Below are 14,742 nucleotides of genomic sequence, written 5' to 3' on the forward strand. Positions count from 1 at the left end.
TTTAAGGCTGGAAAATCACTGCTTCTGAATGCTCACGATTTTCGCGACGCTTCCCTCCATACGGAATGCAAATTCCACCTTGTCTCCTACGTTCAAGCCGTTCAGCCGTGCAGGTTCCGCTTGGAAACCCATGGTCATCGCCGGCCATTTGAGCTCTGCTACTGGGCCGTGGGCCAAGGTGATTTTTCCGCTTTGCGGATCCAGCGCCTTAATTGTCCCTTCAGCATGCGCAGTGGATGCCGCCTGGGTGCCTTGGCCACCCTCGGCGGAAGCTGGCATGTTCTTCATGTCCATACCATCCATGTCCTGGGCATGCACACTGGCGGCGAAAACTGTGACCAGGCCTGCGATGACGAATAGCTTTTTCATTGGATTACTCCTGAAAAGTGAGGGGTTGTTACAGCGAGTTCGCGGCGACGGACCAGCCAGTACGCCGCAGGTATTACAAACAGGGAGAGCAATGGAGCGGTCAGCATCCCGCCCACCATGGGCACCGCGATGCGACTCATGACCTCGCTGCCGGTACCGCTGCTCCAGAGGATGGGCAGCAGGCCTGCAACGATGACCGCCACAGTCATTGCCTTGGGTCTGATGCGCTGCACCGCGCCCTCACGGATTGCATCGAGCAGCGCTGCGCGTGTGGTTTCGCATTCGGCCTGACGCTCAGCCCAAGCGTTATTCAGGTAAATGAGCATGATCACCCCGAACTCCGCCGCTACGCCGGCCAGGGCAATGAAACCTACGCCTGTGGCCACCGACAGGTTGTAGCCCAGCAGATACAGCAGCCAAACGCCTCCGGTTAGGGCAAAAGGTAAGGTGCCCATGATGAGCATTGCTTCACCGAAGCGCCCAAATGTCAGGTAAAGCAGCACGAAGATAATGGCCAAGGTGGCCGGCACCACCCAGGCCAGGCGGGCGTTCGCCCGCTCCAGGTATTCGAACTGACCGGAGTAGCTCAAGCTCATGCCCGGATCGAGCTTTACCTCGCTGTCGATAGATTGACGTAGGTCTGCGACAACAGACGATAGGTCTCGGCCGCGCACATCGATGTACACCCAACCTGAGGGGCGAGCATTCTCGCTCTTGAGCATTGGCGGGCCATCGGCAATACGTATGCGGGCCACGGTGCCGAGCGTGAGCTGGCCGCCCTGCGAGGTGTAGATCGGAAGCTGACGCAACGCCTCCACGGAATCACGCCATTCGCGTGGATAGCGCACGCTGATGGGATAACGAGCTAACCCTTCAACCGTTTCCCCAATGGTTTCGCCACCTATTGCACCGGCAACAATAGCCTGAACGTCGGTGATGTTCAGGCCATAACGGGCAGCGGCATGGCGGTCGATGTCCAGATCTATGTAGCGGCCGCCAGTCAAACGCTCTGCCAGGGCCGAAGTCACTCCAGGCACCTTTTTCGCTGCCCGCTCCACAGCAAGGGTAGCCCGGTCTATCTGGTTCAGATCGCTGCCGGCAACCTTGACGCCGATTGGACTCTTGATGCCGGTGGCCAGCATGTCAATCCGGTTGCGGATAGGCGGAATCCAGATGTTGGTGAGCCCGGGCACACGCACGATACGGTCAAGCTCTTCGATGAGCTTCTCCGTGGTCATACCGGTACGCCATTCACTCTTGGGCTTGAGCCGCACGGTGGTCTCGAACATCTCCAGAGGTGCAGGGTCGGTGGCCGACTCGGCGCGGCCGGCCTTACCAAAAACACTGGCTACCTCGGGGACGGTACGAATCAAGCGATCCGTTCGCTGCAACAGCTCTGAAGCTTTCTGCGCCGAGAGCCCAGGCAAGGCTGAAGGCATGTAGAGCAGATCACCTTCATCAAGGGGGGGAAGAAACTCGCCGCCGAGATGGTTCAAGGGCCACAGACTGCTGAGCAGGATAAGCGCTGCTCCAGCGAGGGTCACCAGAGGCCGGCGCAGGACGACCTCCAATGCCGGACGGTATAGCCGGATGAGCACCCTGTTGAGCGGGTTGCGCTGTTCCGCTGGCAGTGGCCCTCTGATCCAGTACCCCATCAGCACCGGTATCAGGGTCACCGATAACGCAGCCGCCGCTGCCATTGCGTATGTCTTGGTAAAGGCCAGGGGGGCAAAGAGGCGGCCCTCTTGGGCTTGCAGTGTGAACACCGGGATGAACGAGAGCGTGATGATCATGAGGCTGAAGAACAGCGCAGGACCAACCTCCACGGCTGCCTCCGTCATAACCTTCCAATGCGCTTCGCCCCGCAAAAGTTGACTAGGGTGCCGGGAATTCCAGGCCTCAACTCGTTTGTGGGCGTTCTCGATCATGACCACGGCAGCGTCCACCATTGCACCGATGGCTATAGCGATTCCGCCAAGGGACATGATGTTGGCGTTGATGCCCTGATGACGCATGACGATCAGCGCAATCAGAATTCCCACGGGCAGCGACACGATGGCAACCAGCGACGAGCGCAGGTGCCAGAGAAACGCTGCGCATACCAACGCCACTACCACAAACTCCTCGACAAGTTTGTGACTGAGATTCTCCACAGCACGGTCGATCAGCTGGCTGCGGTCGTAGACGGTGACAAGCTCCACCCCGGTAGGTAGGCCTTTCTTCAAGGTTTCGAGCTTGGCCTTAACGTGCGCGATGGCCTCACGAGCATTCTTGCCGCTGCGCAGGATAACCACTCCACCTACGGCCTCACCGAGGCCGTCCAGCTCGCCTATGCCTCTGCGGGCTTCCGGACCTATCTGCACCGTAGCGACATCGCCTAACTTCACCGGCACGCCCTTGGCAGCCAGTCGCAGTGGGATCGCTCTGAAATCGTCCAACGATGTTAAGTAGCCCGCCGCACGAACCATGAATTCTGCTTCGCCTTGCTCCAGCACACCGCCACCGGTCTCCTGGTTGGCCTTGCCTATAGCCTCCACCACTTCAGCTTGGGTGATACCGAGGCTGGCCATGCGAAGCGGATCGAGGACGACTTGGTACTGCTTGATCATACCGCCGATGGTGGCCACCTCAGCGACATCCGGCAGGGTCTTGAGCTCATAGCGCAGGAACCAGTCCTGCAGGCTGCGCAGTTGCGACAGGTCATGGCCGCCATTGCGATCAACCAGCGCATACTGATAAATCCAGCCCACTCCGGTGGCGTCCGGTCCCAATACCGGCTTGGCTGCCGCAGGTAATCGCGATTGCGCCTGGCTCAGATACTCAAGAACCCGAGAGCGCGCCCAATACAGATCGGTGCCATCCTCGAACAGCACGTAGACGAAGCTGTCACCGAATGCGGAGAAGCCACGTACTGTTTTGGCTCCCGGAACCGAAAGCATGGTGGTGGTCAGCGGATAGGTCACCTGATTCTCAACGATCTGAGGTGCCTGTCCTGGGTAGGACGTGCGGATGATCACCTGTACATCCGACAGGTCGGGCAAGGCGTCGATTGGCAGGCTCCTCACCGAGACGAATCCCCATGCCACCAGAAACAGCGTGGCGAGAAGCACCAGCACGCGGTTGCCTACCGACCAGCGAATCAGTTTGGCAATCATGGTTGGCCCTCCAACACTTTGATCTGCTCAACCACCATGCCCTCGTCTCGTTCGCGTATGCCAAAGCGAATCTGCGCACCGACCTTGAGGCCATCAAGGAGCGACTGATCAGCCACCGGAAAGGTCATGGTCATCCCAGGCATGCCCAGGGTGAGGAAGGGACCATGGGCAACGGTGAGCTGGGCTCCGTCTATCTGCACGATACGGCCGTTCGCTTCATGGAGGGCGGGCCCCGCTTTGGGCTGAGCATCCTGCGCCGTCGCCGCTTCGATGCCTTTCAAATTAGCTTCGGAGTCCAGCAGGAATTGCCCGGATGCGACGATGCGCTGACCTGCCTGAAGGCCCTGCAACACCGCAACTTGCCCCTTGCTCTCCTGACCCAACACGACTTCCACCGGTCGGAAGCGACCATCGTCTTCAGCCAGCATCACCAGATCCCGCTTGCCGGTGCGTATGACCGCCTCGGCAGGCACCAAGAGACTCTCCTCGGCGGACACGCTGGGATGGAGAGCCACCTGTGCGGTCATTCCAGGACGAAGCCGTCCATCCGGGTTGGGCAACTCGATACGCAGGCGCAAAGTACGGCTTTGCAAGTCGGCATCGGCCAACAGCGCAGTCAGCTTGCCCGGTACGGGATCACCTGGAAACGCTGGCAATTGCGCCTGTACAGGCTGGCCTTCGTGGAGACCTTGAGCCTGGGCTTCTGGCACGGCGGCTTCCAGCCAGACGTTGGCCACTCCGTTGATCCTTGCCAAGGTAGCCCCCGGCGTCAGCGTCATGCCGGGTCGTAGATCGAGAACCTGGATTACACCGGCAGTAGGCGCAGAAAGTGTGACCGAGAGCTGCACCTTCCCAGTACTCGCGACCCGGTTGATCAGGTCGACCGGCATGCCGGAGAGCACGAGCCGCTGTCGCGCCGCCGCCGTCAGCTGAGCGTCGCCGGAATGTCGCAACGCCAGATATTCTTCCTGCAAACCAGCCCACTCCGGGGTCAGCACATCGGCTAGAGGAGCCCCTTTGACAACTATGTCCCCCGTCGCTCGGCCATATGCGCGTTCGACGTAACCGCCAGTACGGGCCTGCAATACGCTGAAGTCGCGTTCGTCGAACGCCAGAACGCCGCTCACGCTCAGGGATCGTTCAAGCCGGCCAGCCGTCACCGTTGCCAATCGAATCCCGAGATTTTGCTGGAGCCCAGCCGAGACCTGAACCGCGAGCTGCCCCTTGTCATTCGCGTCGTCTGAATACTTGGGCACGAGCGGCATATCCATGAATGGCGATTTACCGGGTGCCGGGAAATGCTGCTGGGGATACATCGGGTCGTACCAGTACAGCGCTTTTTGCTCACCATCTGGCTGAGATGGGGTAACCGTGCCACGTCCACCCAGCCAGAAGCCCGCACCTATCCCAATAGCAAGGGCAGCAGCCACAACCAAACCAATCGACCTACCCCTCATGCCTGCACCTCTCCATATACGAAATGCAGACGCGCTGCTGTTGCCGCCAACTGTCCTTGCAGGTCCACATCCTGTAACAGCGCTTCCACGCGTTGCCGACGTGCCGACAGCACTTCACTTAACGACGACTTACCGGCGCGGTAGTCCGCAAGAGCGAGGCGTACCCGGTCCTCGGCCAGAGGTAGAAGCGTTTCGCGACTGCGCCGCACCGCCCGTTGCAAGCGTTGGTACTCGGCAAGGTCTGTTTCTAGCTGGGCTTGATGCTCGCGCAGGGCAGCGTCCTGCTCGTCCTCCAACTGGCGAACTTGTGCGCGTCGTGCCGCAATCATCGGGTCTTGCCGTGAGCCAGTGAACAACGGCAACTGGAAGCTAACTTGCAGGCTGACCATGTTGCTGAAGTCCGGGCCACGACGCTGATAATCCACCCCCCAAGACCAATCTGACTTCTTTTCTGCCTGGGCCTGGTGTACCTGGGCTTGCGCCTCGCGTGTCATGGCGTTGTAGGTATTGAGCTCCGGATGGGCATGAACGGAGTGCAGGTATTCAGCTGCGTCTACTGGCCAGACAGGGAAAGTCGGCGCGCCTACTTCGGCGTCCTGCCCAATCCAGCGCTTCAGCGCGGATCGCGCTTGAGCTGCCTGACTCAACAAAACATCTTTCTGCTCGTCCAGCTGTGCCAATTCCTGTTTGGGAGCCAGCGTATCGGCCGTTGAGCCTGCGCCTCCGGCCAGGCGCGCCCGCACCGTAGATGCCAGCAGCTGGTTTTCTTTGTAGAAAGCGTCGAAGTGTTCAAGTTTTCGCTGCACGGTGTACGCCGTAACCCAAGCCTGTGCGGTTGCCGCCCGAATCTTCAGGCGCTCGAAGACTGCCTCGGCATCGGCTCGCTCGACCGTGGCCTGAGCTGTCTCTACACGAGCTTTGCGTTTTTCCCGATTCGGTACGTCTTGGGACAGGCCAACCACCTGCATGGTCATGAAGTCTCTGTTCATGCTCCAGCGATCAGCGCCTTCAATCGGCAGGTTTTGTACCCCAAGATTGAGGCGCGGATCGGGTAGTTCGCCCGCTGGGATGACCGAGCTGCGAGCAGCTGATGCCTGCTCCAGGCGGGCCTGTAGAGAGGGAGCGTTGCGTTCAGCCAATTGCAGCGCCTCATCCAGCGACAGCGTTACAGCCTGTGCCGAGACAGCCGGCAGCAGTATGAAAAGGACGGCCGTGGTGATCCGTCCCTGAAAACGTTGGGGAGTCATGAAAATGATTCCTCGAAAGATCAGCGCCCAGGCGCGTGCCATCGCCCCGCTTCTAAGCAGAACGATGGTGTGAAATTAAGAGGGAGTCAGACGCGGGGAGGACGCCATGGATCGGGGGGAGAACCTGTCGCTATGCCTACAGCGTAGGTATCGGCAGGCCGTGGCTTTGCATAGGTCAGTCCAGGCGTCAGGAAGCTGAGCTGCACTGTGCTGGCAGTCCTGCACTCCTGACCCACCTTGCAGGATTTGGCATGGTCACCAGTCTTGCCCGGGTCTTGGTCCTGGCAGCAGTCATGGTCCATGCCCGCCATCATTTCCATGCCCATGGTCTGCATTGGGCAAGGTTCAGTCGCCGAATCGATGCCCGCCATCCCGTTAAGCGGAAGCGCCACGATAATCATCAGGATGGTGAGCAGTCGAATGAACCGATTCATGATGGGCGAGTATAGGTTACCGGGATGAATTCAGCATTAAGGGGTTGGGGCTGCACCAACCAACCGCTTGGAGGCAGGAAGGCTGATGAAGAAGGTTGTGACACCCTCCTCTGAAGTACACCAAATTCGTCCGCTGTGAGTCTCAATAATGGAACGTGTGATCGACAGCCCCAGGCCCGCATTACTTGGACCACCTTCGCGTCTGGCTGGATCGGCCCGATAGAACCGGTCGAAGATCTTGCCAATGTGCTGAGGATCGATGGTTACTCCGCTGTTACGTACGGATAGCGTCACGGTTTCACGTGTTTGCTCGATCTGCACTGCTATCTCATTGCCTTCCGGGGTGTAGCGCAACGCGTTAGATAATAGGTTGGAAAGGGCTCGGTCAATCATCAGGCGATCACCACGAACCTTGCCACGACCTTGGAGGGTCAGCTGAATGCCCCGGTCCTCAGCCAGAAACTGGTAGTACTCGAACAGCTTGGATACGAGTTCGGAGAGGTCCACATCGATCTGCTCGGGCACGATCAGACCATTATCCGCCTTGGCTAGGAAAAGCATGTCGTCGATCATGCGCGACATGCGCTTGAGGTCTTCCAGGTTCGAATAGAGGTTTTCCTCATAGGCATCCAGGTCACGCTTCTTGGTGAGCACCACTTCGGTATGAGTCAGCAGGTTGCTGACCGGCGTTCTCAACTCGTGAGCGATATCGGCAGAGAAGTTGGACAACCGAACGAATGTATCCTCCAACCGTCCCAGCATCCCGTTGAAAGACAGGATGAGTTCCTGAAGCTCAAGCGGTACGGGCTCCAGTGGAATGCGCTCGCGGAGAGATTTTGCCGACATCCCGGTGGCCACTTTGGTGATTTGCCTGACAGGCCGGAGTCCGCTTTTGGCCACGACCCAGCCCAAGCCTGCGCTCACAATCGCGCTGATCACCAAGCCGATGCCGAACCACCATTGCAGGGTGACAAAGAAATGCGCGTGAGTGGTGACATCGAGCATCAGCACGGCCGTTACCGGTTCCGGCTCGCCCGCGATAGTCAACTGGGCGGTGATACCGCGGAAGTTCTGCGCTTCATCCTGCCATTCCCAAACCGCACCCTGGCGCGCCTGCTCGAACCGCTGAGGGATTTGGGAGGCTTTGGAGTCTGAAAAAAGGACCGTGCCGTCAGCCTTGGTGATTTTCGCCGAAAGATCCTGATGTGCGCCGAGCAATGCCCGCAGTTGCTGCTCCTGATCGTCGAGCTCGCCTCGCGCTGCTGAAATGGAAAGGATATGACGCGTTGACTCCAGCTTTTCGGCAAGCGCCTGCTCATCCAGCATCCGGAAATGGTGCTGGCTGAGCCCGTAGAAAGCCACGCCGGCAACGACCAAGACAGCAGTCACCGCGAACATGAACATTAGTGTCAGTCGCTTGACGAGGGATGATTGCGGGCGCATCACTCGGGCACATCCATCATGTAGCCCATGCCTCGGGCGGTGTGGATGAGCTTTGGCGCGAAGTCGTCATCAATCTTGGCCCGCAGTCGGCGAATCGCGACCTCGATCACGTTGGTGTCACTGTCGAAGTTCATGTCCCAGACCTGAGAAGCGATCAGCGACTTGGGGAGCACCTCGCCGCGTCGGCGCATGAGCAGCTCCAACAGGGAAAACTCCTTGGCAGTAAGGTCGATACGCTTACCGTTTCGCGTAGCCCGGCGCTTGAGCAGGTCCACTTCAAGGTCTGCCATTTTCATGGTGGTTTGAGCAGAACCACCGTTGCCTCTGCGCAGCAACGTGCGAACCCGAGCCAGCAGCTCCGAGAATGCAAAGGGCTTCACTAGGTAATCATCAGCGCCCAGCTCCAAACCTTTCACGCGATCGTCTACGCCATCACGGGCCGTCAAGAAAAGGACCGGCACATCCTTACCCGCTGCGCGTATCTTGCGCAGAACCTCCCAGCCATCGAGCCCCGGCATCATCACATCGAGAATCAGCAAGTCATAGGCTTCGCTCTGCGCGTGTTGCAGGGCATCAGTGCCTGTCATCACCCGGTCAACGGTGAAGCCAGCTTCTGTCAGGCCTTGCTGGAGGTAGACACCGGTTTTCGGCTCATCTTCGGCTACGAGTAATTTCATCTGCTCTCATCCACGCGGGGTGCATCTCCAGTTTGCAGGAAAAAAGACGCCCAACCAGAAGCTGACGGAAAAGTAATGTCGAGATCAGTTTTCTGACAGCACCGCGAGGCTAACTTGACCACGTACCTGACGCCATGAGGCGCAGAACCATTGAGGATCTCCAGATGAACATGGTCAAAGCAATTGTGTTGGTCGTTACCTTCGGCACGGCAGGCATTGCCCTGGCAGAGGGCGGCGCGGACCGGACCTTTGCGCGGATGGAAGCGGCTCGCCAAAGTTCCATGCAGGGCTACCAGGTTGCGCAGGAGAAGAGAGAGCAGGCGCCAGTCGCCGCCCAGTCCAGCAAGCACGCGGGCCACGAAAGCTGCTGATCCGAGCTTACAGAAATGTAATCACCCCGGAATCTGAACTATGGCAGTTTCAGACTACGGCCTCTCATCAGCCTCGCGCAGTGGCGAAAGTCTACGAGACTGGTGAGAGCACCAATGAACCCAAGGGCTGCGCCATCGAGCAGCCTGGATATCAGCGATCTACCTGACTGGACGCAACGGCATGCAAAGCAAAACCACGAGACGATCTTTCGTCAAAGGCCTGGCCGCTACCGGACTTCTGGGTGGGCTCGGCATGTGGCGCGCGCCGGTCTGGGCCGTGACCAGCCCTGGCCAACCGAACGTGCTCAGCGGCACGGACTTCGATCTGTATATCGGTGAACTGCCCGTCAACATCACGGGTGCAGCTCGTACGGCCATGGCCATCAACGGCTCCGTGCCAGGGCCAATCCTGCGATGGCGCGAAGGCGACACCGTGACGCTGCGCGTACGCAACCGGCTGAAACAGGACACCTCCATTCACTGGCACGGCATCATCCTGCCCGCCAACATGGACGGTGTGCCGGGCTTGAGCTTCCACGGCATCGCTCCCGATGGCATGTACGAATACAAGTTCAAGGTCCACCAGAACGGCACTTACTGGTATCACAGTCACTCAGGCTTCCAAGAACAGTCCGGGGTCTATGGGGCTTTGGTGATCGATGCCAAAGATCCGGAGCCGTTTGTATATGACCGTGATTACGTCGTCATGCTCAGCGATTGGACGGATGAAGACCCGGCGCAGGTGCTCTCCAAACTCAAGAAGCAATCTGACTACTACAACTTCCACAAGCGCACAATTGGCGACTTCGTTGACGATGTGAGCGAGAAAGGCTGGTCGGCCGCTGTAGCGGATCGGAAGATGTGGGCTGAAATGAAGATGAGCCCCACCGACCTCGCTGATGTGAGCGGGTATACCTACACCTACCTCATGAACGGCCAGGCTCCGAACGGCAACTGGACGGGAATCTTCAAGCCCGGCGAGAAAATCCGCCTGCGCTTTATCAACGGCTCGGCCATGACCTATTTCGATGTCCGGATTCCTGGGCTCAAGATGACGGTTGTGGCTGCCGACGGCCAGTACGTCAAACCCGTATCGGTCGATGAGTTCCGGATCGCCGTTGCGGAAACCTACGATGTCATCGTCGAACCTGAAAACGAGCAGGCCTATACGATCTTCGCGCAGTCCATGGACCGTACCGGGTACTCCCGAGGCACCCTGGCAGTTCGTGAAGGCTTGCAAGCGCCCGTGCCGGAGGTAGATCCGCGCCCGATCATCGCCATGAGCGACATGGGCATGGACCACGGCAGCATGGGCGGAATGGATCACGGCAGCATGGCTGGCATGGACCAAGGCAACATGGCCGGCATGGACCACAGCAAGATGGCTGGGATGGACCACGGCAGCATGGCCGGCATGGACCACAGCAAGATGGCTGGAATGGACCATGGCAGCATGGCCGGCATGGACCACAGCAAGATGGCTGGGATGGACCACGGCAATATGGCCGGCATGGATCACAGCAAGATGGCTGGGATGGGTCATGAGGGCATGGCCGGCATGAGCGGGGCAATGCAGAGCCATCCGGCTTCCGAGACCAACAACCCGTTGGTCGATATGCAGACCATGTCGCCGACCCCGAAGCTGAACGATCCGGGAATTGGCCTGCGCAACAACGGGCGCCGAGTGCTGACCTACGCCGATTTGCGGAGCACCTTCATCGATCCCGATGGTCGAGAGCCTGGACGCACAATCGAACTGCACCTTACCGGCCACATGGAGAAGTTCGCGTGGTCGTTCGACGGTATCAAATTCTCCGACGCTGAACCGCTGCGGTTGAAATATGGCGAGCGTCTTCGCATCACCTTGGTCAACGACACCATGATGACTCACCCCATCCACCTCCACGGTATGTGGAGTGATCTGGAGGACGAGAATGGCAACTTCATGGTTCGCAAGCACACCATCGACATGCCACCTGGCTCAAAACGAAGCTATCGCGTCACCGCAGACGCCTTGGGACGTTGGGCCTATCACTGTCACCTACTGTTCCACATGGAAATGGGCATGTTCCGAGAAGTCCGTGTGGACGAATGAACCGGAGATCTGAGATGAGCAAACCAATGAAACGAAGCGCCTTTTTCCTTTCTGCTGCGATGGTAGGCATGCTGGCTGTTTATGCCCCGTCGTCGTGGTCCAGCGACAACCATGATCAGCACTCACAGAAATCCACCGAGGCAGGCAAAGCCAAAGGCTCGCAGGACAAGCAGGGCCAGGGGATGAACCATGAAGGCATGGAGCATGGTTCCATGGAAGGTATGGACCACGGCTCGATGAAGGGGATGGACCATGGCTCGATGGAAGGCATGGACCACGACAAAATGATGGAATCGCATGGCAGCGACAAAGCTAAGGCAGGGAAAGATGGCCAATAGCTTTGGGCGGCCTTCGCTGCTGGCCCTGACTGTTTCAATCGGCATGCTGGGCGTAACGCCCAGCTTCGCCGCTGAAGAAATGGATCACTCGGGCATGGATCATTCGAAAATGGGGCACGGTTCCATGCAAATGGATGCTGCTCCGTCCGAATCGATGCCGGCGATGGATCACAGCAAGATGGGGGTTAGCAAACATCAGAAACAGACTGCCCCTGTTGATCACAGCCAGATGGGGCATGCTCAAAGCCAGAGCAAATCCAGCCCGGTGGACCATAGCAAGATGGACCATGGAACCATGAAGGGCATGGATCACGGTTCGATGAAGGGCATGGACCATTCCCAGATGAATCATGGTTCAGCGACTTCTCCAACCACAACTAGCCGCACGCCGATTCCAGTGCTCACTGATGCCGACCGTGAGGCAGCCTTTCCGCCTTTGGGTGGCCACCAGGTGCACGACAGCGGAATCAACAGTTTCTTCCTGTTGGACCAGCTCGAATACCAGGACGCCGATGAGGGCAGCACCCTGGCCTGGGACGCTTCAGGCTGGGTAGGCGGTGACATTAATCGACTCTGGGTTCGTTCGGAAGGCGAGCGCACCAATGGGGTAACCGAAGACGCCGAGCTGCAATTGCTTTACGGCCGCTCGGTCAGTCCATGGTGGGATGTGGTCGCCGGGGTCCGTCAGGATTTCAAACCGGAATCCCCACAGACCTGGGCAGCCTTTGGTATTCAGGGCATGGCCTTGTATGACTTCGAGGCCGAAGCCACGGCGTTCATAGGCGAGAACGGCCAGACTGCTGCGCGTCTTGAGGGCGAATACGACATCCTGCTGACCAATCGCTTGATTTTGCAGCCCACGGCCGAGGCGAACTTCTATGGCAAGAACGATCCTGAGCGCGGTGTTGGCTCGGGTCTGGCCAATACCGAAGTCGGCCTGCGTCTACGGTATGAAATTGTCCGCCAGTTTGCTCCATACATAGGCGTTACCTGGAGCCGCTCCTACGGCAACACCGCTGACTTCATCCGAGACGAGGGTGGAGATGTTAATGAGGCACGCTTCGTTGCCGGTATCAGGATGTGGTTCTGAGAATTTCAACATGAAAAGAACAATTACAACGCTGCTCGTGGCCGGTACTTTCGGAAGTGCTGCTGTATTGGGCACGGCGTATTTCGGCTTGGTGAATGTCGGCGCCGATGATCCTCACTTTCCGGCTGTCCATTCGTTTCTCGCCATGGCTCGCGACCGGTCGATTGAGGTTCGAGCGCGAGACATTGAAGTGCCTGACCTAAAGAATGCCGCGTTGATCAAGGCAGGAGCAGGCAACTACAACGCCATGTGCATTGGGTGCCACCTCGCCCCAGGCGTTGGGCAGACTGAACTAAGCCAAGCGCTATACCCGTCGCCACCTGACCTCACCAAGGTCGGTGTCGGAGGCGATCCGGCCGCCGCATTCTGGACGATCAAACACGGTATCAAAGCCACCGGCATGCCCGCTTGGGGCAAGAGCATGGGTGATGAGTACATCTGGGGAATCGTCGCGTTCCTGAACCAACTGCCCCAAATCAATCCTGAGCAGTACAAGGCTCTAGTGGCCACGAGCGGTGGCCACAAGCACGGCGGCGGTGAAAGCGATATGCACAACCATGAGGGCCAGCACGGCGTAAGCAGTCGTGCCGAGCATGGTGATCACGACGAAGCGGCAGACGACGATCATGCCCAGGCAGCTCACGACCACGGAACTGCACCCGCAGGCTCCGCCCAAGCGGCAGATCATCACGGTGACCACAATGCGGCCGAGGCCCATTCGGATCCCCACCCGGCATCGTCGCCTAAGACGCATGTTCACAAAGACGGTAAGGAGCACACTCATGCCAACTAACCGGGTCTTCGTTCGGCTAGCTGCTATCGCTGGGCTTCTGGTGACCTCGGCGGCCTACGCTGCCGAGCCATTGTCCATCAACGTTCACCGAGACGCGAACTGCGGTTGCTGCAAGAAGTGGATCGCGCACCTGGAAGCTAATGGTTTCAAAGTGATCGACCATGTTGAGACGGACATGAGCGCAGTGAAACAGAAGGTGGGCGTAGCGCCACGGTTAGCGTCCTGCCACACAGCAGTGATCGACGGAAAGTTTGTCGAAGGTCACGTGCCAGCTGAGCAGATTCGAGAGCTCAGGGGGCGGAACGATCTGGCCGGGATCGCCGTACCAGGAATGCCAGCTGGATCCCCAGGCATGGAGGTTGATGGCGTAAGCCATACCTACCAAGTCATTGGTTTAACCAAAAGCGGCGAGGACCAAGTAGTCGCCAACTATCCGGCCAAATAACACATCGACCAGAAGGACGGCAGTAGGCTGACTGCCGTCCCATGTGCTCCGGCTAGAAAGCTTCATCTGCTCAACACGACGATACAGTGGGCCTGTAAAAGATAGCTAATCAGATTCACGGCGCTCGCGTACTGGTTTGAGTACGATATCGCCGTTGATGAGCTCCATGGAGAGTATGTAGCCCGTCGTAAGCCCGAGCTCGCGCAGAATATTGTCGGGTAATTCCACAATCACATCGCCGGAGCCGTCGCCGGGATCAGGCACTTTACCGTGGTGCGCACTGATTCAGTCATTAGGCTCTCCTGTCTGAGCTACCAATCCTCATCGTACTCCACGAGTCATGTAAGCCGGTCACCAGGCGATCAATCGCCGGAATTGACGCTTCAACCCGGCTTTTTATCAGCGTAAGTCCTGTCCGCTCGCTCAGTGCTCAGTTCTGGCCCCGGCAACCGACTCCAGCGGTCCGGTATTCAAGGATTTTCACGTCTCCGTTGGAATCCTCGTAGTTCATCTGTGCCGGCATCACGTCACAGCTCGCCGTGGTCGATGTCATGCTGATTACCCTCGCCACGTCGGGCCGCATCCCGTAGCGATAATGGATCACCTCCGGTGGCTTCTTACCATTGGCGGCTGCATAAGCTCGCATAGCTTGCTCATTGGCCTGAATCATTTTCCCGTATAGACGGTCGGATCCTCCTTCGGCGAGTGCGGCTGAGGAGGCCACTATGGCCAGGATGGCGGTGATACTTTTGATGACTTTCATTTCAATCACTCCACTAGACGTGACTGAAGATTAAGGTTTGGTCGCTGTCAATTGAGTGATACGGG

Annotated in this window: 13 protein-coding genes; 6 read left to right on the forward strand and 7 right to left on the reverse strand. The window is 58.4% G+C overall.

Annotated elements, in window-relative coordinates; all coding sequences use genetic code 11:
- Positions 1–15 precede the first annotated feature (15 nt).
- The 6 genes from ACQZ2L_RS03240 to ACQZ2L_RS03265 all read right to left on the reverse strand — a co-directional run bounded on the left by ACQZ2L_RS03240 (position 16) and on the right by ACQZ2L_RS03265 (position 8,782).
- Complete coding sequence (locus tag ACQZ2L_RS03240) at positions 16–369, reverse strand: copper-binding protein (RefSeq protein ID WP_047279650.1); 354 nt, start codon at positions 367–369, stop codon at positions 16–18.
- The gene (locus ACQZ2L_RS03245; RefSeq protein WP_047279649.1) at positions 366–3,524 is read right to left on the reverse strand and encodes an efflux RND transporter permease subunit; all 3,159 of its coding nucleotides are present in this window, start codon (positions 3,522–3,524) and stop codon (positions 366–368) included. Before ACQZ2L_RS03245 ends, ACQZ2L_RS03240 begins: the two co-directional genes overlap by 4 nt.
- Positions 3,521–4,981 (reverse strand): efflux RND transporter periplasmic adaptor subunit, encoded by a 1,461-nt coding sequence (locus ACQZ2L_RS03250; protein WP_060477657.1) that lies wholly within the window; start codon positions 4,979–4,981, stop codon positions 3,521–3,523. Before ACQZ2L_RS03250 ends, ACQZ2L_RS03245 begins: the two co-directional genes overlap by 4 nt.
- A complete protein-coding gene (locus ACQZ2L_RS03255; RefSeq protein WP_060477667.1) occupies positions 4,978–6,228 on the reverse strand; it encodes a TolC family protein in 1,251 nt (416 codons plus the stop codon). The genes ACQZ2L_RS03250 and ACQZ2L_RS03255 overlap by 4 nt, the downstream gene beginning before the upstream one ends.
- A 470-nt stretch (positions 6,229–6,698) precedes the next feature.
- On the reverse strand, positions 6,699–8,105 hold the full coding sequence (locus ACQZ2L_RS03260) for a heavy metal sensor histidine kinase (protein ID WP_060477658.1): 1,407 nt from the start codon (positions 8,103–8,105) through the stop codon (positions 6,699–6,701).
- Entirely contained in the window at positions 8,105–8,782 is a 678-nt protein-coding gene (locus ACQZ2L_RS03265) for a heavy metal response regulator transcription factor (protein WP_047279645.1), read from the reverse strand. Before ACQZ2L_RS03265 ends, ACQZ2L_RS03260 begins: the two co-directional genes overlap by 1 nt.
- A 164-nt stretch (positions 8,783–8,946) precedes the next feature.
- On the opposite strand from ACQZ2L_RS03265, the gene ACQZ2L_RS03270 reads away from it, so the two are divergent.
- From ACQZ2L_RS03270 to ACQZ2L_RS03295, 6 genes are all read left to right on the forward strand, one after another.
- On the forward strand, positions 8,947–9,153 hold the full coding sequence (locus ACQZ2L_RS03270) for a co-regulatory protein PtrA N-terminal domain-containing protein (protein WP_047279644.1): 207 nt from the start codon (positions 8,947–8,949) through the stop codon (positions 9,151–9,153).
- 181 nt (positions 9,154–9,334) lie between these two features.
- Positions 9,335–11,248, forward strand: coding sequence for a copper resistance system multicopper oxidase (locus tag ACQZ2L_RS03275; RefSeq protein ID WP_047281597.1), 1,914 nt, complete (start codon positions 9,335–9,337; stop codon positions 11,246–11,248).
- 14 nt (positions 11,249–11,262) lie between these two features.
- Positions 11,263–11,586: a hypothetical protein gene (locus ACQZ2L_RS03280; RefSeq protein ID WP_080960264.1), complete on the forward strand. Its 324-nt coding sequence runs from the start codon at positions 11,263–11,265 to the stop codon at positions 11,584–11,586.
- On the forward strand, positions 11,576–12,676 hold the full coding sequence (locus ACQZ2L_RS03285; protein ID WP_047279641.1) for a copper resistance protein B: 1,101 nt from the start codon (positions 11,576–11,578) through the stop codon (positions 12,674–12,676). Before ACQZ2L_RS03280 ends, ACQZ2L_RS03285 begins: the two co-directional genes overlap by 11 nt.
- 10 nt (positions 12,677–12,686) lie before the next feature.
- Positions 12,687–13,469: a c-type cytochrome gene (locus ACQZ2L_RS03290; protein ID WP_047279640.1), complete on the forward strand. Its 783-nt coding sequence runs from the start codon at positions 12,687–12,689 to the stop codon at positions 13,467–13,469.
- Positions 13,459–13,914 (forward strand): DUF411 domain-containing protein, encoded by a 456-nt coding sequence (locus ACQZ2L_RS03295; RefSeq protein ID WP_047279639.1) that lies wholly within the window; start codon positions 13,459–13,461, stop codon positions 13,912–13,914. Before ACQZ2L_RS03290 ends, ACQZ2L_RS03295 begins: the two co-directional genes overlap by 11 nt.
- A gap of 430 nt (positions 13,915–14,344) precedes the next feature.
- On the opposite strand, the gene ACQZ2L_RS03300 is transcribed toward ACQZ2L_RS03295, so the two are convergent.
- A complete protein-coding gene (locus tag ACQZ2L_RS03300; protein ID WP_047279638.1) occupies positions 14,345–14,677 on the reverse strand; it encodes a DUF2790 domain-containing protein in 333 nt (110 codons plus the stop codon).
- Positions 14,678–14,742 lie beyond the last annotated feature (65 nt).

It is taken from the genome of Pseudomonas shirazensis (assembly GCF_050496565.1).
Taxonomy (GTDB): Bacteria; Pseudomonadota; Gammaproteobacteria; order Pseudomonadales; family Pseudomonadaceae; genus Aquipseudomonas; species Aquipseudomonas shirazensis_A.